General features: G+C 68.2%; 26 protein-coding genes and 3 pseudogenes. 21 read left to right on the top strand and 8 right to left on the bottom strand.

Annotation, left to right across the window (positions count from 1 at the left end; genetic code table 11):
• Nucleotides 1–206: 206 nt before the first annotated feature.
• From BIV23_RS54105 to BIV23_RS32985, 3 genes and pseudogenes are all read right to left on the bottom strand, one after another.
• A pseudogene (locus BIV23_RS54105) lies at nt 207–1,102 on the bottom strand (zinc-binding dehydrogenase); the annotation flags it as partial.
• On the bottom strand, nt 1,065–2,288 hold the full coding sequence (locus BIV23_RS32980) for a PP2C family protein-serine/threonine phosphatase (RefSeq protein ID WP_071384649.1): 1,224 nt from the start codon (nt 2,286–2,288) through the stop codon (nt 1,065–1,067). The gene BIV23_RS32980 and the pseudogene BIV23_RS54105, both read right to left, overlap by 38 nt.
• A 575-nt stretch (nt 2,289–2,863) precedes the next feature.
• Nucleotides 2,864–3,358: pseudogene (locus BIV23_RS32985) on the bottom strand (MFS transporter); the annotation flags it as partial.
• A gap of 272 nt (nt 3,359–3,630) precedes the next feature.
• On the opposite strand from BIV23_RS32985, the gene BIV23_RS32990 reads away from it, so the two are divergent.
• The 3 genes and pseudogenes from BIV23_RS32990 to BIV23_RS54115 all read left to right on the top strand — a co-directional run bounded on the left by BIV23_RS32990 (nt 3,631) and on the right by BIV23_RS54115 (nt 6,480).
• Nucleotides 3,631–4,989, top strand: a complete 1,359-nt coding sequence (locus tag BIV23_RS32990; protein WP_071384650.1) for a cation:dicarboxylate symporter family transporter — start codon at nt 3,631–3,633, stop codon at nt 4,987–4,989.
• 147 nt (nt 4,990–5,136) lie between these two features.
• A pseudogene (locus tag BIV23_RS54110) lies at nt 5,137–5,875 on the top strand (IS5 family transposase); the annotation flags it as partial.
• A 335-nt stretch (nt 5,876–6,210) separates the two neighbouring features.
• Entirely contained in the window at nt 6,211–6,480 is a 270-nt protein-coding gene (locus BIV23_RS54115) for an integrase (RefSeq protein ID WP_425443548.1), read from the top strand.
• 66 nt (nt 6,481–6,546) lie between these two features.
• On the opposite strand, the gene BIV23_RS33005 is transcribed toward BIV23_RS54115, so the two are convergent.
• On the bottom strand, nt 6,547–7,728 hold the full coding sequence (locus BIV23_RS33005) for a PucR family transcriptional regulator (RefSeq protein WP_071384652.1): 1,182 nt from the start codon (nt 7,726–7,728) through the stop codon (nt 6,547–6,549).
• Nucleotides 7,729–7,989: 261 nt separating this feature from the next.
• On the opposite strand from BIV23_RS33005, the gene BIV23_RS33010 reads away from it, so the two are divergent.
• The 7 genes from BIV23_RS33010 (at nt 7,990) to BIV23_RS33040 (ending at nt 16,575) form a co-directional block, all read left to right on the top strand.
• Nucleotides 7,990–9,057: a Glu/Leu/Phe/Val dehydrogenase family protein gene (locus tag BIV23_RS33010; protein WP_245790767.1), complete on the top strand. Its 1,068-nt coding sequence runs from the start codon at nt 7,990–7,992 to the stop codon at nt 9,055–9,057.
• Nucleotides 9,054–10,244, top strand: coding sequence for an MFS transporter (locus tag BIV23_RS33015; protein ID WP_071384654.1), 1,191 nt, complete (start codon nt 9,054–9,056; stop codon nt 10,242–10,244). The genes BIV23_RS33010 and BIV23_RS33015 overlap by 4 nt, the downstream gene beginning before the upstream one ends.
• 475 nt (nt 10,245–10,719) lie before the next feature.
• Nucleotides 10,720–11,772 (top strand): 4-hydroxyphenylpyruvate dioxygenase, encoded by a 1,053-nt coding sequence (hppD, locus tag BIV23_RS33020; RefSeq protein ID WP_245790768.1) that lies wholly within the window; start codon nt 10,720–10,722, stop codon nt 11,770–11,772.
• On the top strand, nt 11,769–12,908 hold the full coding sequence (locus BIV23_RS33025) for an alpha-hydroxy acid oxidase (RefSeq protein ID WP_079173563.1): 1,140 nt from the start codon (nt 11,769–11,771) through the stop codon (nt 12,906–12,908). Before hppD ends, BIV23_RS33025 begins: the two co-directional genes overlap by 4 nt.
• Nucleotides 12,902–13,447 (top strand): type 2 periplasmic-binding domain-containing protein, encoded by a 546-nt coding sequence (locus tag BIV23_RS33030; protein WP_071384656.1) that lies wholly within the window; start codon nt 12,902–12,904, stop codon nt 13,445–13,447. The genes BIV23_RS33025 and BIV23_RS33030 overlap by 7 nt, the downstream gene beginning before the upstream one ends.
• Nucleotides 13,434–15,575 (top strand): malate synthase G, encoded by a 2,142-nt coding sequence (locus BIV23_RS33035; RefSeq protein WP_071384657.1) that lies wholly within the window; start codon nt 13,434–13,436, stop codon nt 15,573–15,575. The genes BIV23_RS33030 and BIV23_RS33035 overlap by 14 nt, the downstream gene beginning before the upstream one ends.
• A gap of 37 nt (nt 15,576–15,612) precedes the next feature.
• A complete protein-coding gene (locus tag BIV23_RS33040; protein ID WP_071384658.1) occupies nt 15,613–16,575 on the top strand; it encodes a quinone oxidoreductase family protein in 963 nt (320 codons plus the stop codon).
• Between the two features lie 1,122 nt (nt 16,576–17,697).
• On the opposite strand, the gene BIV23_RS33045 is transcribed toward BIV23_RS33040, so the two are convergent.
• Nucleotides 17,698–18,630, bottom strand: a complete 933-nt coding sequence (locus tag BIV23_RS33045) for an SRPBCC family protein (protein WP_071384659.1) — start codon at nt 18,628–18,630, stop codon at nt 17,698–17,700.
• 3 nt (nt 18,631–18,633) lie between these two features.
• The gene (locus BIV23_RS49810) at nt 18,634–19,431 is read right to left on the bottom strand and encodes a hypothetical protein (protein ID WP_079173565.1); all 798 of its coding nucleotides are present in this window, start codon (nt 19,429–19,431) and stop codon (nt 18,634–18,636) included.
• A 148-nt stretch (nt 19,432–19,579) separates the two neighbouring features.
• Between BIV23_RS49810 and BIV23_RS33055 the strand changes: the two genes are divergently transcribed.
• The 9 genes from BIV23_RS33055 to BIV23_RS33095 all read left to right on the top strand — a co-directional run bounded on the left by BIV23_RS33055 (nt 19,580) and on the right by BIV23_RS33095 (nt 23,696).
• Nucleotides 19,580–19,936: a gas vesicle protein GvpO gene (locus tag BIV23_RS33055; RefSeq protein ID WP_079173566.1), complete on the top strand. Its 357-nt coding sequence runs from the start codon at nt 19,580–19,582 to the stop codon at nt 19,934–19,936.
• Nucleotides 19,937–19,969: 33 nt separating this feature from the next.
• The gene (locus BIV23_RS33060) at nt 19,970–20,482 is read left to right on the top strand and encodes a gas vesicle structural protein GvpA (protein WP_107471336.1); all 513 of its coding nucleotides are present in this window, start codon (nt 19,970–19,972) and stop codon (nt 20,480–20,482) included.
• A 2-nt stretch (nt 20,483–20,484) separates the two neighbouring features.
• On the top strand, nt 20,485–21,198 hold the full coding sequence (locus BIV23_RS33065) for a GvpL/GvpF family gas vesicle protein (RefSeq protein ID WP_071384662.1): 714 nt from the start codon (nt 20,485–20,487) through the stop codon (nt 21,196–21,198).
• Between the two features lie 12 nt (nt 21,199–21,210).
• Nucleotides 21,211–21,465: a gas vesicle protein GvpG gene (locus BIV23_RS33070; protein ID WP_071377853.1), complete on the top strand. Its 255-nt coding sequence runs from the start codon at nt 21,211–21,213 to the stop codon at nt 21,463–21,465.
• Between the two features lie 21 nt (nt 21,466–21,486).
• Entirely contained in the window at nt 21,487–21,915 is a 429-nt protein-coding gene (locus BIV23_RS33075) for a gas vesicle protein (RefSeq protein ID WP_071384700.1), read from the top strand.
• On the top strand, nt 21,908–22,732 hold the full coding sequence (locus BIV23_RS33080; RefSeq protein ID WP_071384663.1) for a GvpL/GvpF family gas vesicle protein: 825 nt from the start codon (nt 21,908–21,910) through the stop codon (nt 22,730–22,732). The genes BIV23_RS33075 and BIV23_RS33080 overlap by 8 nt, the downstream gene beginning before the upstream one ends.
• Nucleotides 22,729–22,962, top strand: a complete 234-nt coding sequence (locus BIV23_RS33085; protein ID WP_071384664.1) for a gas vesicle protein — start codon at nt 22,729–22,731, stop codon at nt 22,960–22,962. Before BIV23_RS33080 ends, BIV23_RS33085 begins: the two co-directional genes overlap by 4 nt.
• Nucleotides 22,959–23,393: a gas vesicle protein K gene (locus tag BIV23_RS33090; RefSeq protein WP_071384665.1), complete on the top strand. Its 435-nt coding sequence runs from the start codon at nt 22,959–22,961 to the stop codon at nt 23,391–23,393. Before BIV23_RS33085 ends, BIV23_RS33090 begins: the two co-directional genes overlap by 4 nt.
• Nucleotides 23,394–23,522: 129 nt before the next feature.
• On the top strand, nt 23,523–23,696 hold the full coding sequence (locus BIV23_RS33095) for a CsbD family protein (protein WP_071384666.1): 174 nt from the start codon (nt 23,523–23,525) through the stop codon (nt 23,694–23,696).
• 139 nt (nt 23,697–23,835) lie between these two features.
• Here the strand turns inward: BIV23_RS33095 and BIV23_RS52505 are convergent, their stop codons facing one another.
• Together BIV23_RS52505 and BIV23_RS33100 are read right to left on the bottom strand one after the other, a co-directional pair.
• Complete coding sequence (locus BIV23_RS52505) at nt 23,836–23,991, bottom strand: DUF6131 family protein (RefSeq protein WP_143076795.1); 156 nt, start codon at nt 23,989–23,991, stop codon at nt 23,836–23,838.
• 402 nt (nt 23,992–24,393) lie between these two features.
• Entirely contained in the window at nt 24,394–25,161 is a 768-nt protein-coding gene (locus BIV23_RS33100) for an ANTAR domain-containing protein (RefSeq protein ID WP_071384667.1), read from the bottom strand.
• 117 nt (nt 25,162–25,278) lie between these two features.
• On the opposite strand from BIV23_RS33100, the gene BIV23_RS33105 reads away from it, so the two are divergent.
• Complete coding sequence (locus BIV23_RS33105) at nt 25,279–25,623, top strand: helix-turn-helix transcriptional regulator (RefSeq protein ID WP_071384668.1); 345 nt, start codon at nt 25,279–25,281, stop codon at nt 25,621–25,623.
• A 138-nt stretch (nt 25,624–25,761) separates the two neighbouring features.
• Nucleotides 25,762–25,962, top strand: coding sequence for a hypothetical protein (locus BIV23_RS49820; protein WP_143079160.1), 201 nt, complete (start codon nt 25,762–25,764; stop codon nt 25,960–25,962).
• Nucleotides 25,963–26,001 lie beyond the last annotated feature (39 nt).

Raw genomic sequence — 26,001 nt, forward strand, 5'->3', positions numbered from 1 at the left:
AGGCCCATGGACGTGACCATGCTGGCGATCAGGCAGGGCGAAGCCATCCGCGATGTCCTCGCGTGGCTGTACACGCAACTCGGCTGTGCGGAGCGCAAAAACGAACTCGCGCAGCGGTGATGTTGCCAGCTTGCGCCGTCGCTCTGCTTGCGCACCGCAACGGGTCAGGAGCAAGGTCACCGCACACGCAGCGGATCTGCCCGTGGGCCTGTGGCGCGGTCCAGATGCGACAGCCGAGCGATTCGGTATCGGCTGAGTACTCGGTGCACGGTAGCGGGGTTGAGGCCGAGCAGGTAGGCGATGCGGCTTGGGCCCCGGCGGCGCAGGACGCGAACTTCGATGATGCGCCGCTCGGTTCGTGTCGGCGTCTGACGTGGGCTGAAGTGTGGGCGGCTGGAGCGATCCGTCATTCCAGCTGGTCCCTGCTCGCGGTAGCGGTCAGCTCACCGTTTCGCAGTGGTGGGCGAGACTTGGAAGCGTTCAGCCGCGCGGCGGAGTGACCATTGATCGTCGAGCAGCCGGTGCGCGTCGGCGACGCGCTCGAACGGGAACGTCTCCTGCACATGGACCCGGAGGCTGCCCTGTTCGACGAGTTCGGCGAGACGTCGCAGGGCGACCGGATCCTGGTCGACCGCGATGCCGCTGAAGCGCATGCCGGCCGCCTCGTACCTGGCGATGAGTTCCACGTCCTCCTCGGCGACCGCCGTCACCAGGTGCCCGCCGGGCGGAGCACGTGCAGCGACTGCTCGACGGTGTCGCCGCCGATCGCCTCGAGCGCGACGTCGATGTCACGGACCACCCCGGCGAAGTCGACCGCCGTGTAGTCGATCACCTCGTCCGGGCCGAACCCCTCGACGAACTTCCGCTTGCTCCCGCCGGCGGTGGCCACCACGTACGCGGATGATGGCGCTCGTTGAACGACCACCCCCTGCTCGGGGTGACCCCACGCCTGCTCAGTGGATCTCCCCACCCTTATCACCTGTTTTCGGCAACGTGAGTGGGAGCCACCCCTTTCGAATGGCATCCGGCAGTCACCGGTTTCCGTCGGTGGGGCGACCGGATCCTCAGTCGAGTTCGGCAAGGTGGTCGGCGGCGCCGCCATGCCACTCGACCATGAAAAGGGTGGCGTCGTCGCTGGTGAGCCCGCCACGTTCCCTCTTCAGCGTGTGGGAGAGTTGGCGCAGATCCGCCCGCACCCCCTGGGACGGCTCCTGCCCAAGGCGGTTGATGCAGCGGACGAGTCGTTCCTCACCGAACGGCTCCCCGCCGTCGACGTGCTCCTCGATGATGCCGTCGGTGTAGCACAGCACCCGGTCGCCCCGCTGGAGCATGTGCTGTCTGACCCGGGGTGCCTCACCGCCGAAGCCGACGGGCAGCGTCGTCGCGCTCTCCAGCTGCTGCACGACCTGGCGATCGCGGATCAGCAAGGGCGCGGGGTGGCCCGCGTTGACCAGCTCCATCTCACCGGTGGCGATGTTGATGTGCATCAGCTGCGCGGTGACGAAGTGGTCGGGCCCGAACTGCCGGGAGATGGCGTCGTCCATGAACGCGTACTTCTCGGCCAGGCTGACGAACACGCGCCGGGCATGCCGGTAGGCGCCGATGGCGATGGTTGCCATCGCGGCGGCGTCCAGGCCGTGGCCCATCGCGTCGATCACGGCGATGTGCAGGATGTTGTCGTTGAGGGCATAGTCGAAGCTGTCGCCGGCGACGCGGTAGGCGGGCTCCAGGATGCCGGCCACCGCGACCTGCGGAATGGACATCGTCAGCGGCGGCAGCAGGCCCCACTGGATCTCCGCGGACACGCTCATCGGCTCCCGGCGTCGGGCCAGGAAGAACTGGTCGGTGTAGGCGTTCTTGGTGACCAGTATGTCGGCGACCAGGCTGGCGAGCCTGCCCAGCAGGCGCCGGTCGTCGTCGCCGATGGTGTCCAGGGTGAGGGACATCACGCCCACCTGGTCGCTGCCGTCCAGCAGCGGCAAGTACATCCGGACGCCGTGGGTCTGCTTCACCTCGACGACCTCCGCGTGCAGGAAGGACCGGCCAGCGGCGGAATCAGCCACCGGCTCGGGCTGGCTGACGTGCAGCTTCCTACCCGGCAGCGGCACCAGCAGCTCCTGCGCATAGTCCTGGAGCAGGATGGAGACGTCACGCCCGCCGATCCTGGCCACCTCTTCCGCGATCAGCGGACCGATCAGCTGCGGCGGCAGCAGCCGCGCCCGATCCAGCAACAGCCCCAGCAGCCGCTCACCGAAGCCTTCCGACCGGTCCACCGCACCGTTCGCCATGGCCCGCCTTCTCCCACTTTCCCGCTCGTATCCGGCTCACCGCACTCATTGGCGCCCGGTCATGCCGGACAAACCGGAGAGATAAGGCGGCTCGCGGGGCCCTCCTTCCGCCTCTCACATCCTGTCCGGTCAACCACCCCCCGGCCAGCCGAGCCACCATGACCCTCGCGTGACGCCGCCGAACGGCCCAACGACGGCGCATACTCCATCGGTGGCATGTCTCACCAGGTTGCGCAGAATGGCTCCCCATTCGGCTTCCGGAGACGTGGCTCCCGTTTCTGTTGCCGAGTAGCTCTACTGCACCCTGTCAGAAACAGGGCACCTGACCTGCGGGCGGGCGTCACCAGGGAGGGGCAGCCCGATCACCGGCCGGGTCCAGGGGCGGGACGGACTGTCCAGGGTGGCCGAAGGGCGGCTCCGGCGAGCTCTCCGTCTCCGCCTGGTCCGCCGGGTCGATCGGCGTCTTCACGGCCCGGTTACCGGCGGACGCCGCCGACCAGCAGTCAGTCGGGCGTCTGAAGGAGGAGGGGGAGGGAGGAGGCAACCAGATGGTTCGCCCTCCCTCCCGTAAGCGGTCATGGCGTGGGATTCGTACTGGTTGTCTGAAGCGTTTCCTCAGGTTGCCGCTCCTGAGCGTCTCGCCCACCCACACGGTCCATCTCGCGCCATTCCGGCCGCAGCCCGGCCAGGTTCGTGGTGAGGAAGTACGCGGCCCCGCCGGCGAGCAACACCGGCGCAAGTCCGACGGAGGCCACCGCCGCCCCAGCGATCAGTCCACCGAGAGGGATACCGGCCCAGGCCAGCGAGTCGCCAAGGGCGTTGACTCGGCCCAGCATCCGGCGCGGTACCCGCTCGAACAGGACGGCCCCCAGTACCGGATTCAGGAAGCCCGCCCCGAATCCACTGACGGCGAACACGGCCAATACCGCCCCCATCGGTGCATCGGAGGCGAGAATCAGGAATCTCGGCGCTCCGGCCAACAGGAACCCGGTGAAGAACACCACCCTGCGCGGCAGCCGGTGCGCGGCCGCCGCAGCAATCAGACTCCCAGCGACTGTCGCGGCTCGGCACGACGAGCGAGCGGTAGCGACCGTAGGGCCGGGCGTGCCGCTACGACCGCTCCCTGGCGACCGTCAAGGGGGGTGCTCACGGAGGACCGGGACGGCTGCTGAGGCCGGTTGCGTGCGATGGGTCACTCCGGGCGTGATTTACGCGTCCGTAACGCGGAAGTCTCCGGCGGGATCAAGAGCTCCTTGAGAGTGATCGTCACGGAAGTCGCTTTCCGTATCGCAGAAGTCTATCCCCGGCTTCTGCGTGTTCACCTCCCCTCTAGGAGTGCCCCGTGCCGCCGACTGCACCCTCCCTGCCGCGACGCGTCGCACGCATACTGCGTACCTCTCTCTTCGCGCAGGTCCTCTGCGCGCTCGTGCTCGGAATCGTCATCGGGAAGCTGTGGCCCGGCTTCGCCGCGGATCTCAAGCCGCTCGGCGACGGTTTCACCCGGCTCATCAAGACGATCATCTCGCCGCTGGTGTTCTGCGTGGTCGTCGTCGGCATCGCCAAGGCCGGTGACCTCAAGGCCTTCGGCCGGATCGGGCTCAAGGCCCTGATCTGGTTCGAGGTCGCGAGCACCGCGGCGCTGATCATCGGCCTGGTCGCCGCCAACGTCGTCCAGCCCGGCTCGGGGATGCATGTCGACCCGTCCACCTTGAGCACCAAGGCGGTCGACGCGAAGACGGGCGGCGCCGCGCTGCCCTCGACGACCGAGTTCGCCGTCAACGCGCTGCCCACCAGTTTCATCGGCGCGTTCGCCGAGAACTCCCTGCTCCAGGTGCTCATCCTGGCCTGTCTGGTGGGCGCCGCGCTGCTCCACCTCGGCCACACCAAGGTGCCGAAGGTCCTGCCCGCCGTCGAGCAGGCCCAGGAGATCATCTTCGTGATCGTCGGCTTCGTCATGCGCCTGGCCCCGATCGCGGTGTTCGGCGCGATGGCCGTCCTCATCGGCCAGTACGGGCTCGGCGTGATCAAGACCTACGGCGAGCTGATCATCCTGTGCTACGCCGCCGCCGCGCTGTTCGTCGCGCTGCTCGCCGTCGCCCTGCGCATCGTCACCGGGCTCAGCCTCTGGAAGTTCCTGCGCTACATCCGCGAGGAGATGCTTCTCGCGCTGGGCACCGCGTCCACCGAGTCCGTCATGCCGCGCGTGATGCAGAAGCTGCGCGGGGCCGGCGCCCGCGACGACGCCGTGGGCCTGGTGCTGCCCACCGGCTACTCCTTCAACCTCGACGGCGCCTCGCTCTACCTCTCCATCGGCACCCTGTTCATCGCCCAGGCCGTCGGCGTCGACCTCAGCCTGAGCCAGCAGATCACCGTCGTCCTGGTGCTGATGCTGACCAGCAAGGGCATGGCGGGCATCCCCGGCTCCGCCTTCCTCGCCCTGTCCGCGACCGCCTCCTCGCTCGGTGCCATCCCCGCCGGGGCGGTGGCACTGCTGCTGGGCGTGGACCGGATCATGGACTCGATGCGGGTGGTGACGAACCTGCTCGGTAACTGTGTCGCCGTCTTCGCCGTCTCCCGCTGGGAGGGCGCGCTGGACGTGGAACACGCGAAGAAGGTGCTGGACGGTTCAGCTGCCGCTGCCGCTGCCGCTGCCGAGTCGGAGGCCTCGGTGCCAGAACCGTCGGTGCGTGTCGCCCAGTAGCCCGGGGCGTGTTGTCTCGTGGGGGCTGCGGGTACGTGGGGGCTGCTCGCGCGGTTCCCCGCGCCCCTACGACGAGCTCGTAACAGGATCTTGCTGAGGTGTCCTGGTCGGGCGTGACCGACGGGATGATTCGGCCGTTCGTGTCGTGTGACAACGCGGCCTCGGATCGTGGACGACGGCTTGTGGGCACGGATCGAACCGCTGCTCCCGCCCTGGCCTGATCGGTCACCGGGGCCGAAGCCGGTGGACGACCGGCTGTGCCTTCAGGGCATCCTGTACGTCCTCCACCAGGACATCGCCTGGCAACTCCTGCCCCGGGAGCCGGGATTCGGCTCCGGACAGACCTGCTGGCGGCGACTGGACCGATGGCAGAAGGCCGGCGTCTTCGAGCAACTGCACCACGTGCTGCTCGCCGAGCTGAACGCGGCCGGCGAACTCGACCGGAGTCGCGCATGCGTGGACGGCTCCCACGTTCGCGCGGAAAAGGGGGAGCCGCGACCGGCCCGTCGCCGGTCGACCGGCGCAAGACGGGCAGCAAACACCACCTGACCTGCGACGGCAGGGGCACCCCGCTGCACGTCACCACGACCGCCGCGAAGGCCAACGACATCACCTGGTCGACGGCATCCTTCCCGTTGCCGGACGGCCCGGCCGCCCACGACGGCGACCCGAATCCATCCTGGGTGACAAGGCATACGACTCCAAGGCCGTACGCCGGGAGCTGCGGCGCCGCCGGATCCTGCCGGTGATCTGCGCCATCAGCTCATTGGTGCTGGAACGCCAACTCGGCGGGGAGAGGGCACGGTTCGCCCCGGGCGACCGGGCGTTCCTGGCCACGCTGCTGCACCGTCTCCCGCGTGGCGTGCTGCGCCAGGTGCGGCTGCTGGTGCACCCCGATACGGTGCTGCGGTGGCACCGCGACCTGCTCGCGCGTCGGCACGCGGCCCGTTCCCGGCCGGGCCGCCCGGGCCGCCCGGGCCGGCCCCGCACCGTGTGCTCCGTCCGTGTCCTGGTGCTGCGTCCGGCCCGGGAGAATCCCGGTTGGGGCTACCGTAGAGTGCATGGCGAACTGCTCGTCCTGGGCGTGCGGGTGGCTGCTTCCACGGTATGGCAGATCCTGAAGGGGGTCGGGATCGATCCCGCGTCCGAACGGAGTTCCAGCACGTGGGCAGGTTTCCTGCGTTCCCAGGCCGACGCCCTTGTGGCATCCGTATGCCGCGCATGAACTCGATCACGGAACGCTGGGTACTGACCTGCCGACGGGCGCTCCTGGACCGAACACTGATCTGGAACCAGCGCCACCTCCTCCACGCCCTGCGCGAGTTCGAGGACTTCTGCAACTCCCACAGGCCGCATCAGGGCATCACCAACACCCGCCCGCTGCAACGGCTCCCTACACCGATCACCGACCCGGACGCCATCGCCCACCTCGACATACGACGACGCGACCGCCTCGGGGGAATCCTCCACGAGTACGAACATGCCGCGTGACCTTCGCGGACGAGTTTTCCGGCAAGAGCAAGGTCACCGAGTTGCGGCCCTGGCCGGATGAGCGTTTCAGAGTGTCGGCAGGCCGAGCGCGATCATGGTGGACGACAGTCCGTGCCAGGTGCGTACGTCCCAGTCGGTGAGTTGCTGCCAGCGCTGAAGGCGGTACTTCACCGTGTTCGGATGCACGTGCAGGACGCGGGCTGTCGCGGTGAGCGAGAAGCCGTTCTCGGCGAACCTGAGCACGGTCTCTGCCAGGTCGGGGTGTTGCCGCGCGGCCTCTCGGCGCGGTTCGAGCAGCACCGCGAAGCGTTGCGCCGTGGGTGCCAAGGTGGCGAGCAGCCAGTGGTCTGCGAAGGATTTCACCTGTCCCGGATCCGCCAGGGGCAGCGCCGCTCTCGCGTCCGCCATGCTCATCGCGGCGCCGGGGAGCCCGGTCCGCGGCAGGCCGATGCCGAAGCTCGCGTCAGGGTTCTGCCGCTGGGCCGCTTCGACCACGGCCTGCGGCGAGATGTCCTGGACCAGGGCGATCATGAGGTTGCCGCGGGTCGCGCAGCGCAGCGTGCCCGGCCACCGGCGGTGCCGCAAATCCATCATGCGCTCGTCGGTCCAGGCCTCGGCCGGTGAGCACAGCGCCTGGAACCCGCCGGCAGGGTCGAAGGTGAGGGCGGCGGCCAGTTGCTCGAGGTCGACGCCGGCGGGCGCGGCGGTGGCAAGTCCGTCGAGGAACTGGTGGGTCAGCCTCAGGAGCGTGGCATCGGCGGCGCGGACGGCAACGCCGTACGCCTCGGCGGCCGCGCTGCTGGAAGCCTGCACCCACGTCCAGACCATCCCGACGATCGACAGGAGTTGCGCGCCGGCCCGGGTGTCGTGCGACTGAGCACGCGCGAGCAGCACGTTCCACATCTCGCGGTAGCCGACGTGGTAGGCCTCGATGAGGGCGTGCAGCGGCAGGCCGGTGGCGGCGCGTTCGGCTCCGAGCGCATGTGCGGCCTCGACCTCTTCGCGGGTGGGTGAGCGGCGTGCGGCCACGCCGGTCAGCAGTCCCTGGTAGTGACGGGTGACGTCGCGTTCCTGCTGCTCGCGGTCCACGATTCCGTAGCTCGGGATCTCGAGCCGTATGCGGTCGACGATCCTCGGGATCACCGTGGGCAGTTCTGCGGCGAGTGATGCGCAGAGTTCGACGACGGGCTGCCACGCCGCGGCGGTGTCGCCCTGCGCCCCGGCCCCTTCGGTCACGGGCTCCACCATGGCCCCTCCCGATATGTGGATTTCGTAGTGCTCTCTCTCGCGATTGCATGGCAGCGGCGCTGCGACCACGCCTCGACGATAGGAGATCAAGAACGCGCACGCTGCAGTTTTGTGGACTTCGCAAAAACGGTGCGGGGAAGTTCTCGGATTCGGTTCTGGTCCCGCTGACCGGCCGTCAGCAGGCTGGACAGCGGACGCCGCAGGGGCCTGGCCTGGCCCCCGGGTGAGGGGTCCTGAAGATCCGGGTGCACGGGAGGACGCGTGGAGACTCCGATGGAGTTCAGTCATGAATCGGTCGTGGTGCGACGCGGGCGGCGAAGCCGGCTGCCGATCGTCGTCGCAGTGCACTCCACTGCTCTCGGCCGTGCGGTCGGCGGCTGCCGGATGTGGGCCTACGACAGCTGGGAGGACGGCCTGCGCGACGCGCTGCGCCTGTCGGAGGGCATGACCCGTAAGTGCGCTGCCGCCGGACTGCCGAACGGCGGCGGCAAGACGGTCGTGGTCCTTCCCACCGGGCGGAGCCTCACCGCGGACGAACGCCGCGCGGCGCTGCACGATGTCGGCGACATCGTGGCGGAGTTCGGCGGCGCCTACGTGACCGGCCCCGACGCGGGTACCGGACCGGCCGACATGGCGGCCATCGGCGAACGCACCGAGTACGTGTTCTGCCGGCCGCAGGCCGCCGGCGGAAGCGGTGACCCCTCGCCGTTCACGGCCCTGGGTGTCGTCGCCGCGCTGCGCTCGACCTGCCTGGCGCTGTTCGGCTCGCCGGCCTTGGCGGGCAGGAAATTCGCGGTGATCGGTCTCGGACACGTCGGGGAGCAGATAGCCCGGCAGTTGGCGGCCGCGGGAGCCGGCCTGATCCTGAGCGACGTCGACCCGGCGAAGCGCTCCCTCGGCGCGGAACTGGGCGCGGTGTTCGCCGAACCCGACGCAGCGGCCACCGCCGAGGTGGACGTGCTCGTCCCCGCCGCGCTCGGCGGCCTGCTGACCCGGGATCTGGTGGCGCGGCTGCGCTGCGGCGCGGTGGCGGGCGCGGCCAACAACCAACTGGCCGATCCCGGCGTGGCGGAGCTGTTGCGGGAGCGCGAGATCCTCTGGGCCCCCGACTACATCGCCAACGCCGGCGGTGTCGTCAACGCGGTCTCTCGCGAAGTCCTGGGCGACGAACCGGAGGAAGCGGTCAAGCGCATCGAGTCGATCGCCGACACGCTGACCGGCCTGTTCGAAACGGCCGCGCGCACGAAGATCACGACCGCGCAGGCCGCCGACGACCTCGCGCGCCGGCGCCTTGCCGCACCGGTTCCCACCGCGCCGGAACCGGCATGAACCCCCGGGTGTACGTGCTGGCCCTGGCCACTTTCACCGTCGGCACCGAGGGGTATGTCATCGCCGGTGTGCTGCCGGAGGTCGCGCACTCCATGCATGTGTCCGTGTCGGTGTGCGGGCAGCTGGTCACGGTCTTCGCGCTGGTCTACGCCCTGGGCGGGCCGCTGCTGATCGGCGCGTTCCGCAGAGTGCCGCCGAAGTCGGTGCTGATCGGGGCCATGCTGGCTTTCGCGCTCAGCAACGCCCTCGCGGCGTGCGCACCCGACTATGCCGTGCTCGCCGCGGCGCGCGTGCTGGCCGCGTTGAGCGCGGCCCTGCTGGCCGCGCCGGCCGCCGCCGCCGCGGCGGCGCTGTGCCGTCCGCAGGACATGCCCAACGCGATCGCGGTCACCGCCAGCGGCAACGCGCTGGCGCTCACTCTGGGCGCGCCGATCGGCACCTTGATCGGCGGACTGCTCGGCTGGCGGGGTACGTTCCTGTTCGTCACGGTCCTGGCGCTGGTCACTGCGTTGATGCTGGTGGCTTTGCTGCCGACGGTGCCGGTGGCTCCCGTCGGCACCGGCCGGGCCGAACTGCTGCGCAACCCGGCCGTCCGGTGGAGTCTGCTGACCACCTTCGGGGTCTTCCTCGCCGCGTACTGCACCTACACGTATCTTGCGCCGATCGTCGAGCGGGCGACCGGGATGGGAAGCCAGGGCGTCGCGGCGCTGATGATCGTCTTCGGTGCGGGTGCGTTGCTGGCCGGGCGCACGATCGGCAGGATCCTGGTCAAGGTGCCCGTGGCACGGGTGCTGCGCGTGGCTCTCTCGCTGATGGCGCTGCTCCTCGCAGCCATTGCCGTCGGCACCGCCTGGCATCCCCGCACCACCGCGGCGATCGCCGCGTTTCCGGTGCTGTTCTGCCTGGGTGCCGCCTGGTGCTGCGGCGGGGTCTCCCAGCAGACACGGATCGCCGCCCTGGCGCCCGCGCAGCGGTCCCTGGCGCTGGGGGTGCACTTCTCCGTGCAGTTCCTGGGAGTCGCCGTCGGCGGTGCCGTCGGCGGCCTCGCCCTGTCGACGGGGGGACCGGTGGCCGTTCCAGCCCTGTCTGCGCTGATCGCGTGCGTATCGCTGCTCTCCGTGCGGCGGACCGTCCCGGAACCGGCCGAGACGCCGGCTCGCGAGGCGCCCGCGACGATCCCGCGGTGATCACCACGCGGGAGTGAGCAGGGGGACCAGCCCGTTACCCAGAAGCGCCTTCGCATGCGGAGGCGCTTCTGGTGTGTCAAGGGTTGCTCCTGGGGTTCGGAGGCTTCGACGAGTTGGCACCGCCGTTCGGTGAAATCCACAGAATGGCAGGCCTCAGATGTGCGAGAACTGCAACCGGCGATTACGTATTGCCTGCTCGGCGCGCACAAGATGTGCCGTGAAACAAGGACTTAATATCGACTCCGTTGTGCTGCCGAATGCGGCCATTGTCAAGTCGCATGAGGGGCCTGTAAGTTCGAGTTGAACGAGCAATAAAGGGGCCCGCGGCTCTCCTTAGCCGAGCCGCGGCTGCCAATGGGGTGCGTCAGCCGCAGGTCGGGGCGTTCTGGGGGATTGCTTATTCGAAGTCCCCTCTGATTTGGGTTGACTTCAAAGCGTTTGGAGAGCTGCCATGCAAGTTTTGCGTGATGCTCGGTTGGATCACGTCGAGTTCTATGTCGAAGACATTGACGCGACCGTCAAAGATCTCGCGTCGAAATACGCCTTCCAGCTAGCGGGAACGTCGAGCGCGAGCATCCAGTCCCACCGCTCGATTGCGTTGAGGCAAGGGGGCATCGTGCTCCTGCTCACCCAGGGGCTGACCGAGGATTCCCCGGTGTCCGCCTGGGTCCGCACCCATGGCGACGGCGTGGCCAACATCTGGCTGCGCACGCCGTCGGTCGATGCGGCCTTCGCGGAGGCCGTGGCCAACGGCGCCGAAGCCGTGCTTCAGCCGGTCGAGCGCGCCGGTGTGCTGGTCGCCGGTTTCGGTGCGTTCGGCGATGTCCAGCACGGCCTGGTCGAACGCCCGGATGATGCCGCACCTGGCCAACTGCCGCCGGGCATCGTCCCGGCACCGGAGTCCGCGGCGCAAGTGCCCGCGGAATTCGGTGTGCTGGACCACTTCGCCTACCTCGTCGGAGCCGGCGACCTTCGGAACGCGGTGAAGTTCTATGAATCCGTCCTGGGTTTCTCGGTGATTTTCGAGGACCGGACCATGGTCGGCGGTCAGGGTATGGATTCCCAGGTCGTGCGCAACGCCGCGGGCGACGTCACGTTCACCATCGTCGAGTCCGCCGCGAAGCCGGGGCAGTCCCTGGACTTCATCGCGGAGTTCGTGCAGAACAACGCCGGGCCGGGGGTCGAGCACATCGCGTTCAGCTGCGCGGACATCGTGACGGCCGTTCAGAAGCTGCGCGGGCGCGGGGTGGACTTCCTCGACACTCCGGGCGCTTACTACGACCTGCTGCCGGACCGCCTCGGCGGCGTAGCGCGTCACGAGCTCGAGCAACTGCGCGAACTGGGCATCCTCGCCGACCGGGACCACGGCGGCGAGTTGTTCCAGATCTTCACGCACTCCACGCATCCGCGCAACACCTTCTTCTTCGAGGTGATCGAGCGGGTCGGTGCCGAGACCTTCGGCAAGGGCAACGTCAAGGCGTTGTTCGAGGCCAGGAAGGCGGAGCGGAGCCAGCGGGAGGAACGGTGACGGAGGTGACGGAGACCGGGGAACCGAGTCGGCCGCAATCCGTGGCCGAGTTCTCCGACGCGGCCTGCGACGTGATATCGCCCGCCGCTTGGGATTTCATCTCCGGCGGCAGCGGTGCCGAGCGGAGCGTGGCGGCCAATCTGCGCGCCTTCGACAACCTGTATGTGGCGCCGCGGATGCTGCGGGACGTATCGCATGTGTCGACCGCATCCCGCCTGGTCGGCACCGAATCGAGCCTGCCGGTGGCCATCGCGCCGATGGCCTACCACGGGCTGGTACATCCGCAGAGCGAGGCGGCCACCGCACGCGCGGCGAAGACGGCGGGCGTACCGTTCACCGTGGCGATGCTCAGCGGGACACCGGTGGAGCGCATCGCCGAGTCGGGTGCCGACCTGTGGTTCCAGCTGTATTGGCTGCGGGACCGGGGCGCCACGAAGGAACTGGTGAGCCGGGCCGAAGCCGCGGGCTGCCAGGCGCTCATGCTCACCGTCGACGTGCCCCGACTGGGCCGCCGCCTCAAAGACCAGCGCAACGGCTTCGCGCTGCCGCCCGACGTCTACGCCGCCCACTTCCGCGGCGAGGCCGCGATCGGAGCGCAACGGGCCCCGGCCGGAGGTTCGGCCGTCGCCTCGCACACCACCGTGATGTTCGACCCCTCATTGGCGTGGAGCGACATCGAATGGCTGCGGGAGCGCACCCGGCTGCCGCTCGTCGTGAAGGGCATCCTGACGCGCGAGGACGCCCTCATGGCGACGCGCTCGGGCGTGGACGCGCTGGTGGTCTCCAATCACGGCGGGCGTCAGCTCGACGGAGCCGTGCCCGGACTCACGGTGCTGCCGGAGATCCGGGCCGCAGTGGGAGACACGGTGGACGTACTCGTCGACGGCGGCATCCGATCAGGCTCGGACGTACTCAAGGCGCTGGCTCGCGGCGCCGACGGCGTTCTGCTGGGGCGGCCGATCCTTTACGGGCTCGCCGTCGGCGGCGAGTCGGGCGTCGACGCCGTGCTGTCGCTGCTGCGCGAGGAACTCGAGACGGATCTCGCCCTGTCCGGCTGCCGTACCGTCGGCGAAGCCGCCCACCTGACAACCTACGAATTCAGCGCTTCCAGCAGTACGGGGACTGCATCATGGTGAAGCAGAGCGTCATCAAGACGCTCGGACCGTCGGGGACGGACGCGCACGCGGAGGCCCTCCGCATCGGAGGCGAAGACATCGAGCTCTTCCCCTCCTTCCGCGCCGCCATCGACGATTCCGAGACACACGGCGGCAGGGCGCTGGTCGCCGCCGGATATCTGGACATGAACAACGGATCAGTGGTCGACTCCTGGGTCGACCTTCATTTCAGCAAGCTCAGGTCGATGACGATGGTCGGAGTCTGGGAGTCGCCGACCAAGCCCATGTGCGTCGCGGTCCATTCGGACTTCTCCGGCGGGATCGCGGACATCCGCACGGCGGCGTCTCACCCGGCCACCCTGCAGTTCGTGCGCGAGCACATGCCGGCCGACGTGGTGGTCTCGACGGTCCGGGCGAAGCCGGAAGCCGCACGGCTGGTGAGCGAGCAGGCCGTCGATGCCTGCATCGGATCGGTGGACGTCGTCGAATCCATCGAGAATCTGAAGATCTTGAAGAAGCTGGAGGCGACGATGGTGTGGTGCCTGTATGAGCATCGCTGACGTCGCCGAGGACGCGCGGGTCCGGATCGGGGCCCTGCGGGTCGCGCGCGCGTTCCGGGATTTCGTGGAACGGGAGGCTCTCCCCGGCATCGGCGTGGCTGCCGGGGAGTTCTGGGCCGGATTCGAGCGGCTGATCGACGACCTCGCGCCGCGCAATCGCGCACTGCTGGACCGGCGCCGCGCACTGCAGGACAGCGTGGACGCCTGGCACACCGAGCACCGCGCCGAGGACTTCGACGCGGACGCGTATCGCCGGTACCTGACCGAGATCGGCTACCTGGTTGCGACACCGGAGCCCTTCTCCGTGGACACCGCCGGTACGGACGCGGAGATCACGCGGATCGCCGGTCCGCAGCTGCTGGTGCCGGTGGTCGACGAGCCCTTCGCGCTCGAAGGGGCCAACGCCCGATGGGGATCGCTGTATCGCGCCCTGTACAAGACCGACGTGATTCCTCAGGGCGACACCGGTGAACGCCGCGAGGCGGTCATCGACTTCGCCCGAGGCCTTCTCGACGTGATGGCGCCGCTCGACGAGGGCTCGCACGCGAAATCGACGCGCTATCACGTCGTCGACGGTGCGCTGCGCGTGCAGATGGCCGACGGCACGTTCAGCACACTGGCCCCTGCGGCGCGGCTGGCCGGATTCCGCGGTGATCCCGCTCGGCCGTCGGTCGTGCTGATCGAACATCATCACCTGCACGTCGAGATCCAGTTCGACCCGGATGGCGCGTTCGGCCGTCTCGACGCGGCCGGCATCCAGGATGTGGTCCCGGAATCCGGGATCTCCACGATCATGGACTTCGAGGACTGCGTCGCTGCCGTTGATGTCACGGACAAGATCGAGGTCTACCGCGCTTGGTTGCGCCTGATGCGCGGCAGCTACACCACGCGGCACGGTGGCGGCATGCATCCCGATCGCCGGTACACCGCCCCGGACGGCAGCCGCATATCGCTGCCCGGGCGGGCACTGCTGTTCGCCCGGATCGTCGGGCAGTTGATGACCACGGACGCGATCCTCGACCACGAGGGCGCCGAGGTGCCGGAAGTCATCGTCGACGCGGTGATCGCCACCCTCGCGGCGCTGCACGACCTGCGGGGCGACACCTCCCGCGTGAACTCCCGTGCGGGCGCGGTGTATCTGGCGGTGCCGAAACTGCACGGTCCTGACGAGTTCGCCTTCATCGATGAGCTCTTCGGTCGCATCGAGCGCTTGCTCGGACTGCCGGACCACACGGTGAAACTCGGTCTCCTGGACGAGGAGCGGCGCACCACCGTCAACCTGGCGGCGTGCCTCGAGGCGGTACGGCATCGAGTCGTCTCCACCAACAACGGCCTGCTCGACCGAACTGCCGACGAGATCCACACGTCGATGGCGGCCGGGCCCATGGTGCCCAAGGCCGCCATGAAGACCCAAGACTGGCGGATGGCGTACGAGCAGTGGCACGTCGACACCTGCCTGGCCCATGGCCTTCAGGGGCGGGCACTGATCGGGCTGGGCATGTGGCCCACACCCGAGCGGATGAGCGACCTGTTCGCGTCCAAGATCGGCCAGCTCTCTCTGGGCGCGGGGACGACCTGGGTGCCGACCGCCGTCGCCGCGACTCTGCACGCCGTGCACTACCACCAGGTGGACATCGCCGACGTGCAGCGCGAGATCGCGGCGGCCGGACCGCGACGTTCGCTCGGCGAGCTCCTGCGCCCGCCGGTCGCCGAAACCCTCACCGGCCTGCGGAGGGAGTTGGACGCCCACTGCTACACCGTTCTCGGCTATGCGGTGCGCTGGGTCGAGCGTGCCGTCGCCAGTGCCCCGATGCCCGCCTTCGACGGTGTCGTCGTACTCGAAGACCGCGCCACGATACGGATGTCGACCCAACTGCTGGCGAACTGGCTGCACCACAACGTGATCACCGTGCGGGATGTGGACGAGGGTCTACGCCGGACGGCGGCGGTCCTCGACGAGCGCCTCCACGACGAACCGGGTTACCGGCCGCTGCTCCCTGCACGGGAAGCCTCCCTCGCGTGGCAGGCGGCCCGCGAACTGATCATCCGGGGCGCGACGGCGCCGAACGGCTATACCGAACCGGCGCTGTACCGATTCCGTCGCGAACAGAAGGCCCGGACAGCGTGATGCGGCCGAACCGACGAGAGCGAGAAGGGGAGACCTCGTGCACGCAGTGGTGGTGACCGAGCCCGGCGGCCCTGATGCCCTTCGTTACCGGCGGATGCCGGACCCGGTTCCCGGGCCGGGCGAGGTGCTGGTGCGGACCAGAGCGATCGGCGTGAACTACCGCGACGTGTACGTGCGCAGAGGGGAGTACCCCGCTGAACTCCCCGTTCCGGGCCTCGAGGGAGCAGGCGAGGTCGTGGCGGCGGGCGAGGGAGCCGAGGTCGCCGTCGGGGATCGAGTGGCCTGGGCGTACGGCAGGGCCAGCTATGCCGAACTCGTGGCCGTGCCGGCCGGTCAGTGCGTGCCGGTGCCCGACGGGATCGACTGGCAGGTCGCAGGTGGGGCGCTGCTGCAGGGAATGACCGCGCACTACCTCTTGGAGTCGGTGTACCGACCGACGCCGGGAGACGCGATCCTGGTTCACGCGGGTGCCGGCGGCATGGGCCAGCTTCTGGTGCAGTGGGCCGCGGCGCGAGGTGCCAAGGTGATCACCACCGTGTCCACCGACGAGAAGGAGAAGCTCGCCCGGGAGGCCGGGGCCCGGCACGTGCTGCGATACGGAGACGATCTCGCCGAACACGTCCGGGAACTGACGGGCGGCGAAGGTGTCTCCGCCGCCTACGACGGCGTCGGTGCGGCCACCTTCGAGTCGAGCCTCGCCTCGCTTCGGCCGCGGGGCACACTCGCGTTGTTCGGATCCGCGAGTGGCCGAGTCCCGCCGTTCGATCTGCAGCGTCTCGCCGAACCGGGTTCGCTGTTCGTGACCCGGCCGGTGCTGCCGCACTTCGTCCGTACCCGCGCCGAGGTGCTGTGGCGCGCGAACGAGGTCTTCAGCGCGATATCCGAAGACATACTGCGCATACGGTTCGGTGGCACCTACGCCTTGTCCGACGCGGCGCAGGCCCATCGGGCGATCGAGTCCCGCGCCACAGCCGGTTCACTCGTGCTGCTGCCGGCATGATGGTGGACCTTGGCTTGACTCTGTTGGGGATCTTGGAGTTTCCCTGTGCGCCGACTTGGTCAGCGGGCGTGCTCGGGGCTGTTTCGCAGGCCGATGCAGTTGTCGAGGTGCACGTTGTCGCTGTGCCTGCCGAAAAACTCATCCGTCCTGGTGGGGGCTGGTGTACGGGTGGTGTCGAGCGCGGGCGCTCGGGCGGGTGCTCTGGGCGCCTGGTGAGTGCCCCGGCAGGATGATCTGTCGTGCTGCTTCGACTTGCCTGTCTGGGTGTGGCGAACGTGTTCACCCTGCTGCGGCTGCTGCCGGTGAGCAACCAGGACAAGGACGCAGAGATCCTTCGCGCTGCGTCATCAGATCACCGTGCTGGAACGCCGAATCGGCCGGGATCGGGTGCGGTTCGCCCCGAGTGACCGGGTGTTCCAGGCGTGCCTGAGGTCGCCCGCGGCCTCCTGGTCGCCGACGATTCTGTGGCGACTGTTGTCGCCGTCCTTGGCCTGTGGTGGCATGGCTGTGTCCCCGTGGTGATCAGCCGGTGCTCACGGACGACGAAGTCCGCTACATCGCCGAAGACTGCTCCGCCGCGATGGCGCACCTGGACGCAGCTCCCAGGTGGCAACGCGCCCTGGAGGAGCTGTTCGAGACGAGATCCTCGAGCAGTACGGTCTAGGCTCGTAGGCGTGGGAATCGACTGGGAGAACATGCTTGGCACAAAGGGCAACGGCCTCAACGATGCCTACGACAGCGCGGTCTCCGCGGTCATCTACGGCGAGGGCCCGGGGGAGGACCGTCGGCCACTCCCCGTCGGCGAAGGTACGGTGACCCAGGCGCCGTCGCGGACTTAGCCGTCCGGCTCGACGGCCGGCGTCCATGCTGATGCCGGGACTCTCAGGACGGCCTGGTGGATGGCATCGGTGATGGTCATGCCGACCGAGTGGGACAGCCACCGGCCGCGGGCGGAAAGCCGCTCTGCCCGGGTGAGGCGCCTCGTGTTCGGCCAGGTGGTCGAGCAGTTGTTGGAGGCCAGTGGCGTGGGCGCTGACCCTGGCCCGGACACCAGCGTGCCGCCGGCATCGACGAGGGCGCAGCATGACGACTATCCGCGAGGTGCCCTGCATCGTTATGGTTTCATGCCTCCTCGTCTTGATACTCGTCTTCGTATTCGTCTTCTGTTTCGTCCTCGGGGTATTCGTCCTCCGGTGCCTCTTCCTCTTCTTCGGGTTCTTCGTCCTCGTACTCGGCTTCTTCCTCTTCCAGTGCCTCTTCGTGGGTGCGCACCACCTCGCCCTGGCGGATCTCGCCGCGCCAGCCGTCGGCGTCCTCGTCCGAGAGGGTGACGTAGCGCTGGAAGTGTTTGGCGTCGAGCCGGAGTCGGCGGCCCTGGGCGCGCCAGAGGTTGCCGGTTTTCTCGAAGAAGCCCGAAGGGTAGTACTCGACGACGAGCACGATGTGCGTGAGCGTGGGCGTGAGTTCGTGGAAGCTGACGCAGCCTCGGGTGCTGCCTTTGGCGCCGTCCGAAGTCCACATGATGCGCTCGTCCGGGATCTGTTCTTGGATGGTGGCCTTCCAGGAACGGGTGGACGGACCTACCTTTACCTTCCAGTCACTGCTGGTTTCGTCTCCTTGTGACACGCTGCGCACGCCTTTGGTGAAGGAGCTGAACTTCTCGAACCGGGTCCAGTGGTCGTAGGCGACGCGTACGGGGACGCCCACATCCAGGTGTTCGATGATGGTCGTGACCTTGGGATTGCCGGACTTGCTACCCTTGCCGCCGAACAGGCTCGAAACCTTCTCGGCCGCGCTGTCCTTGATGCTTTTCGCCTTCTCGCCGATCAGGGCTCTGAGAGGTGAGTCCCCCTGGAGGACGCGGGCGCCGACTTTCGGAAGAACGCCGCCGTTCTCGGCCACGTCCAGCAACTGGTCGGTGAGGTCTTCCACTTTGTCGCCCGCCAGGTCCGCGAGATGCTCGACCTGCGCACCGACGTAGTCGACGAGTTCGTCACGCAACCGGTCGAGGCCGGAGGGTTCGTCCCGCCCGGTCTTCTGTGCCGTCCTGGCCATGGCCTACCTCCGCCGCGTGGTGGACGCCCTTTTGGCCGTCGCCTTCTTCGGGGCACTCTTCCTGGGGGCGGTTTTCTTCGCCGCGGTCTTCCTGGCTGGTGCGGCAGTCTTCTTCGCCGCGGCCTTTCTCGCTGGAGCCGCGGTTTTCTTCGCCGCGGTCTTCCTGGCCGGAGCCGCTTTTTTCATGGCCGTCTTCTTCGTCGGCTGTGCCTTCCTGGCGGTGGTCTTACGTGCCGGAGCCTTACGCGGAGTGGGGCGTGCGGACGGACGCTTGGCTGTGCGGCGCCGGGTGCGCGGCTCTTCCTGGGCGTCTTCAGCCCTGTGGCCGGGACGCCGACGCCTGGAGGTGGGCCTCTTCGCCCGGGGCTGCTCCTCTTCCTCTTCCGGCTCTTCTTCCTCGAGTCCCTCTTCGTCTTCGTCCCCCCCGTCCTCGTACTCTTCTTCGGCCTCTGGCTCGTACTCTTCTTCCCCGCTTCCCTCTTCCCTCTCGCTTCCGATGCGTGCGGTGCGCTCGTGCAAGGCGTCCGCGAGGTCGCCGAGTTTGCGGTCGGCAGTTGCCGCCAGAGCCTTGCGGCCCGCGTCCTTGAATTCGCCGCGCACCTGCTCGTTGAGGTCGGCGACCTGGGGGATCTCCTGGAGTTTGCGGAGCCCGTCACTGAGCAGTTGCTGCGGTTCCAGGCCGAAACGGCGGCCTGCGAGATAGGTGGCCACTCCGAAGGCGAGTCGCCCCTTCTTGGCCCGGCCGAGGACGTAGCCGCCGGCGACTGCGGCAGCGAGAGCGATCTTCGTTGAATCGTTCATCGATCATTCCCTCCGGCGAGCAGCGGCGCGGTCGCACGGCGGCGCAGCGGCCGCCAGTGGCCCGTCGCGGCACACTTTCAAGGTGCATATGGTGAAATAGTACATTTGAGTGATGGGGGGGTGCTGCTCCAGCAACGGAGTTGGGAACATGCCCGCCTCAGACAAGGACAGCACGGGGAGTGGCAGGCGCCCCTCCCGCAGTGACGACGCCACACGCCGCACCGGGCGCATGCGGAAATCCGCCCAGCACTCGGCGGCCTGGGCCATGCGCTCCGCCGCCCGGCAACTGGAGGAACTTCTCGGACGCGCCCCCGAGTCGGTGTCGGCAATCAAGCCGACCGAGGAGGGATGGGAGGCGGATGTCGAGGTACTCGAGCTGAAGCGAGTCCCCGAGACCACCAGCGTGCTCGGCACCTACCACGTGAGGCTTGACGCGGAGGGCGAGCTGCTGGCGTACGAACGGATCCGCCGCTACACGCGCGGCCAGATCGACCGACGTCGCTGATATATGCACGAGGGGGTGGTGAAGGGAGGTGCCATGACTGTGGTGCCGCAGGGCGAAAGCGGCATCTCGCGCGGTAGCACGAGCAGCCTGTACGACGTCCTGGACCTGATTCTGGACCGCGGCCTCGTCATAGACGTCTTCGTCCGTGTGTCCCTCGTCGGTATCGAGATACTCAAGATCGACGCCCGCATTGTCGTTGCCAGTGTGGACACCTACCTTCGCTTCGCCGAGGCCTGCAACCGCCTCGACCTCGAAACAGGCAGCAAACAGCCAACCCAGCTCACCGATCTCGTCGGCGAGATCACCGAAGGCGGGGCGGAGGGCAAGTCCAAGGGGGCTCTGACCGGCGCCGTCGAGGCCGTCAAGGACACCCTGACAGGTGACGGCGGTGAAGAAGGGGGCGACGCGGATGAAGACGAGGAGGAGGACTACGAGGAGCAGGACAACGAGGGCGGCGAAGGCGAACAGGAGGAGCCCGAATACGAGGAGGAGCCCCGGCAGCGTCGCCGACAGGCCAGGCGGACTTCCCGGCGGCAGAGGGAGTGACCATGGCCGTCTACGTCTACTCCATCACCTCGAAGGACCACCCGATGCGGCTGGACGACGTCCACGGCGTCGGCGAGCCTTCCAGCCCGCTGCGCACAGTGACAAACGGATCGCTGTGTGCGGTCGTCAGCGACGCGCCCGAGGACCTGCGTGCCCGGCGGCGTGATGTGCTGGCTCACCAGGAAGTCCAGGAGCGGCTGATGGTCGAGGGTGCCGTGCTGCCGCTGCAGTTCGGCATGACGGCCGAGAGCGACGAAGCCGTACGCGCAGCCCTGGAGGACAGGGCCGACGAATTCCGGGAACGACTGCGAAGCCTGGAAGGCGCCAAGGAGTACAACCTGAAGGTCTCCTGGGAGGAAGGGGCGTTGCTGCGCCGGATCCTGCTGGAGTCCGAGGAAGCCCGTGAACTGAACGCCGCCACTCGCGGCGGCAACGGCACCCCGCAGATGTCACTCGCGCTCGGCGAACTGGTCGCGCGGGAAGCCGAGGTCCGGCAACAGGCGCTCGCCACGGGCATCGTCGAGGCTCTGCGCCCGTACGCGCGCGACGAGACCCCCTCGCCCCCCGGCGGCCGTGACTTCCTCAACATCTCCTTCCTGGTCGCGGCGGACGAGGAGGAGATGTTCCAAGCCACGGGGACCAGACTGGCCAACCAATTGGGCGAGGAATGCGAGGTCCGACTGCGCGGCCCTCTGCCCCCGTACAGTTTCGTCTGAGAGGCGCAGCTCATGGGCCTGCTGTCTCAGCTCCTCACCTTCCCGCTGGCGCCCGTGCGGGGCGTGGGCTGGGTTGTCGACCGGGTGATCGAGGCCGCCGAGCGGGAGTACTACGACCCCGAGCCCGTCGAGCGTGAACTGGCCGCGCTGGAGCGAGCCCTGCTTGAGGGCCGCATCGATCAGAAGACGTTCGACGAGCACGAGGACCGGCTCCTCGACCGTCTGGAGGAGATCACAGCCTACTGGCGGGGCGACCCCGCTCCCTGAGCTGGAATCGAGGTGGCCGCAGTGTCGGAATCCCCCGCGAACCGGCTGAGCGCGTACCCGTCCAGGGCGACGGCCTCGTACGGCTACGGACAAGGTTCCTCCGCGAACCTGGCCGACATCCTCGAGCGCGTCCTGGACAAGGGAATCGTCATTGCCGGGGACATCCGGATCAATCTCCTGGACATCGAGTTGCTCACCGTCAAGCTCCGGCTCATCGTCGCCTCCGTCGACAAAGCCAGGGAAATGGGAATTGACTGGTGGGAGCACGATCCGTCGCTTTCCTCCCGGCCTGGCGAGCGTGCACTGGCCGAAGAGAACAGACGGTTGCACGCGGAGATCGAGACGCTGAAGGGCGAGTGTGAGCTGCCGCCCGACGAGGAGCGGACCGCCGCACGGCGCCGCCCGAGGTCCTCCACCACGCGACACCGGAACGGGGCTGCCGATGACTGAACCGGTCACCTATGCCTACGCCGTACTACGCACAGCGGAGGGGCTTGCTGAGGCCCTGGGCGATGTGAAGGGCGTGGCGGGGGCATCCGTTCGCCTGGTACGGGAAGAATCCGGGGGCGAACTGAACGCTGCTGTCAGTTCGGTGCCCGCCCAGGACTTCCAGGAGAGCGCTTTGCGACGCCATCTGGAGGACCTGGACTGGCTCGAGGCCGTCGCCCGCGCCCACCACGCGGTGATCGAGGCCCTGGCCGCACACACCACCGTCCTGCCCCTGCGGCTCGCCACGGTGTACCTGGACGACAAACGGGTGGGGACCATGCTGCGCGAGGAGACGGACGGGCTCTCCCGCGCCCTTCGGCGGCTGGCAGGACATCTCGAATGGGGCGTGAAGATCTACGTGGAACCGCAGCCGGACGCACAGGCCACCGGTGAGGCGGGCGCGGTCGGCACGGACGGCGGGCTCAGTCCGGGCCGGGCCTATCTGCGCGCTCGCCGCTCCCAGCGGCACTCGCGCGACGAGGCCTACAGGGCCGCCCGGCAGGCTGCCGAACGCGTCGAAGCGATCGGCCACACCATGGCGGCGGGTCACGTCCGGCACCGGGTACAGCAAGGAGAACTCGCCGCTGACGCCGGCGAGAACGTCGTCAACGACGCCTACCTCCTCTCGCGTGACGCGGCGGCAGGCTTCCGCACGCGGGTGCTCGAAGTCGCTCAGGGGCTGTCCGGCGTGCGGATCGACGTCACTGGACCCTGGGCGCCGTACTCCTTCGTCGCTCCGCCGGGCACGCAGACATCCGCAACGGACCGGGCGCCATGAACGACGTGACGTACTCGCCCGGGGCCGAACCGCTGGCGCAGCGCCAGGTGGCCCTCATCGACCTGCTCGACCGCCTGCTGAGCGGCGGCGTCGTCCTCACCGGGGACGTGGTCCTGTCGATCGCCGACATCGATCTGGTGCGCATCTCGCTGCGGGCCCTGATCGTCTCTGTGAGCGTCCAGAACCCGTCACCATGGATGACGCCGACACGCTCCGGGGAGGCGTCATGACGGGTGTGGTCGCCGGGGGCGGGCACACGGATCCGCCCGACCGTCTGGGCGAGGTCGCCGAAGCGGCCGCCCGGGCCTGCCGGCTGCTGTCCGCGGTACCCGACGTCACCACACCGGCCCGTCCGTCACCGCGCCCCGCCCGCCGCATCAGTACGGACCCGGACACCGTCGAACGGGACCTGGTCCGGCTTGTCCTCACCCTGGTCGAACTGTTGCGGCAACTCATGGAGCGCCAGGCGTTGCACCGCGTCGACCAAGGTGATCTCACCGAGGAGCAGGAAGAGCGGCTCGGTTCCACTCTCATGATCCTCCACGACCGGATGTCCGAGCTGTGCACCCGCTACGGCCTGACCATGGAGGACCTCAACTTGGACCTGGGCCCGCTCGGCCCCCTCCTTCCCCCTGATCGCGCAAGTGACACCTCTCCCTGAGCGGTCCCGTGGTCGTGATCATGCGATGGGTTGCGACGCGTCCCAACCGCAGTGACTGCTGTTTTCCTGCGAGATATGGGGTACCCGACGTGGGTGTCCGCAACCTCCCATCTAGGAGAGTGAACAACGATGGCCGTAGAGAAAAAGGCCAAAGGCAAGATGGAAGAAGCCGCAGGCAAGACCAAAGAGGCGGTCGGGCGCACCGTGGGCAACGAGCGGATGACAGCCGAAGGGCAGGCCAAGAAGTCAAAGGGTGCAGCGCGCCAGGCCAAGGAGAAGACCAAGGACATCTTCAAGCACTGAGCAGGAAAGTCCTGGGCGGGATCCCTGAAATCCGGATCCCGCCCCTCTATGCCGTCTAGTCGCACGTCACCAGCCTGATCGAGCAGAGCTCATACCATGAAGAGCTTCCGGATCCCAGGCAGACGGCACGCCACCAAAATCACCAGTAGTGACGTCGGCCGGCGACTGCGTGACCCATTGACCCCATGGCCCACAAGGCGATTCCGACCACCGCCAGAATGAGGCCTATGGTCCACAGGATCGATATTCCTGTGACGAAACCGACTATGAGCAGAATGATTCCGAGTGCGATCATGGCATGACTCCTGTAGTGGGTACTTTCTCCTCGTTCACGGGTTCCCGGAAAATGGTTCCTCTCATCGGCGGTGCGGCGAAAATCTGGAGCACGCCCGATGCTTCGTAGCGCCAATGGCCCACTCGTCGGCGGCAGGGCGACCTTGTGAGCCGGCCGGTGAGGGAGCCTGGGTATCCATCGGCCTGTGACCGGGCCTCGTCGTCGGGCCTGGGCCTTGTCCCTGATGTCCGCGAGTGCGGGGGACCGCCGATCTGTGGTGTCACGACTACTCCTGGGCTGTGCCGTGAGGTGCTACGTCTGAGGACGGGTGCCTCCCCTACGGGGAAGCAGCAGTGTTCGGCGCTGGAGCGGCACTTCGGCCCTCAGCCGTCCTGCGCACGCACCGAGTGACGTGCGCCCGGTCTATGCATGCTCCTGGCCTTGGAGCATCGGGCGCCGGGTCTGGCCTCCGCAGGTCCGGTGCTGGGGGTGTCCGTCGGCCAGACGTGTTCGGGCGACGGCTGCCGTGAGCTGCTTTTGGACCGGGTCCGGCAGAGACGTGCCCTGCACGGTGGTGACCACGTCTTCGGCCAGGCGGTGCAGTTTGGTGTTGGTGTTCTGTGATGCAGCGACCAGTACCTTCCACGCCTCGTCGGCGTTCAGGCCGAAGGAGGCCATGAGGATGCCGCGTGCCAGGTCTATCTCCGGCCGGGTCCGCAGCGCACGCCGCAACTGGATCACCTCGGTCTGCAGGAGGCCGTCCTCGGGGCCCTCGCGCATCCGGCCGGGCCTGTCGTCGGCCGGGTGGGCGTGGTCGTGCGCGGGGGAGAAGAGGGGGTAGGTGTCGGTGTAGGTCAGCAGGCGTTCCGTGGCGGGGCTGGCCTCGGTGACGGTGATCGTTTTTCCCGTCGTGAGTGCGTCGCGGCGTGCGGTCAGGAGCACGTTGAGCGCGGAGCAGTCCACGAACATGAGTTCGCCGAGGTCGAGGTCCACGCCCTCCTCCGACTTCGCGAGGGCTTTGCTGAGGGCGTGCCTGAGGCGCTGACTGTTGTCGAGGCAGAACTTCCCGCTCACGGCGACGGATACGCGGACGCCGGGCGGCCCCGCCTGCACGAGCAGAGTCGTGCAGGGCGACAGTGTGCCGTCGGTTTCGTCGCTTGCGGGGGACCTGTTCTGGGACGGTTGGTTCATGCTCGCCTCCTCCGCATGTCTCCTCCAGGCTCATCCGTACCCCATGACGCGTCAAGCCCTACACGAATCCAAGTTCGTACTTTGGAGTGCGTGAACGCGAGGTCGTACGATGGAGTCATGGCTGATGGAGTGCCCGAGCCGCACAACGGGTGGACGTTCCTGACCAATCACGCGCGGGTACTGGCCAGCATCGCCGATAACCACAACGCGCGCGTCCGTGACATCGCGGCGCGCTGCCGGCTTACGGAACGCGCTGTTCAAAAGATCATCGTGGACCTGGAGCAGAACGGGTATCTCTCGCACACGCGGGTCGGCCGCGTCAATCGGTACAGCATCGACCCGGACAGAGTTCTTCGCCATCCGGCCGAGGCAGGCCTGACCGTGGCATCCCTGCTGTCGGTGCTGGTCAGGGACGAGGACGAGCGCCGAGGCTTTGGCGAGCACGTCCGGCCCGACACGTGAGCGCGGCGGTCAGCCGCGGGCAGGCGCGGCTTGTCGGTCGGGCTCACGTGTCGGGCCGGTCAACGCCGCCGAGGCTGCGCCGGGCCTCATGGCGTCCGAGGCAAAGTTGATGGAGGGCTCGCCGGTGGAGGTTGCGAGGTGACACTGATGCGGGATTCACCCGACAAAGAGACGCCCGAGGCCGACGACGGCACGAAGCGCCGGGACACCGAACCGGAGCGGCGTTTCGACCCTGACGAACTGATACCTGCCTCAGGTGGAGAGATTTCCGCCGAAACCGTCGAACGGATAAGGCAGCGCATGGAAGAGCAGCGGGAGGCAGAAAGCGAGCAGCCATAGTCGTGGTGCCTGTGGCGACCGGCCGGGTGCCTCAGGCCT

Origin of the sequence: Streptomyces monashensis (assembly GCF_001866665.1) — a bacterium.
Lineage (GTDB): Bacteria > Actinomycetota > Actinomycetes > Streptomycetales > Streptomycetaceae > Streptomyces > Streptomyces monashensis.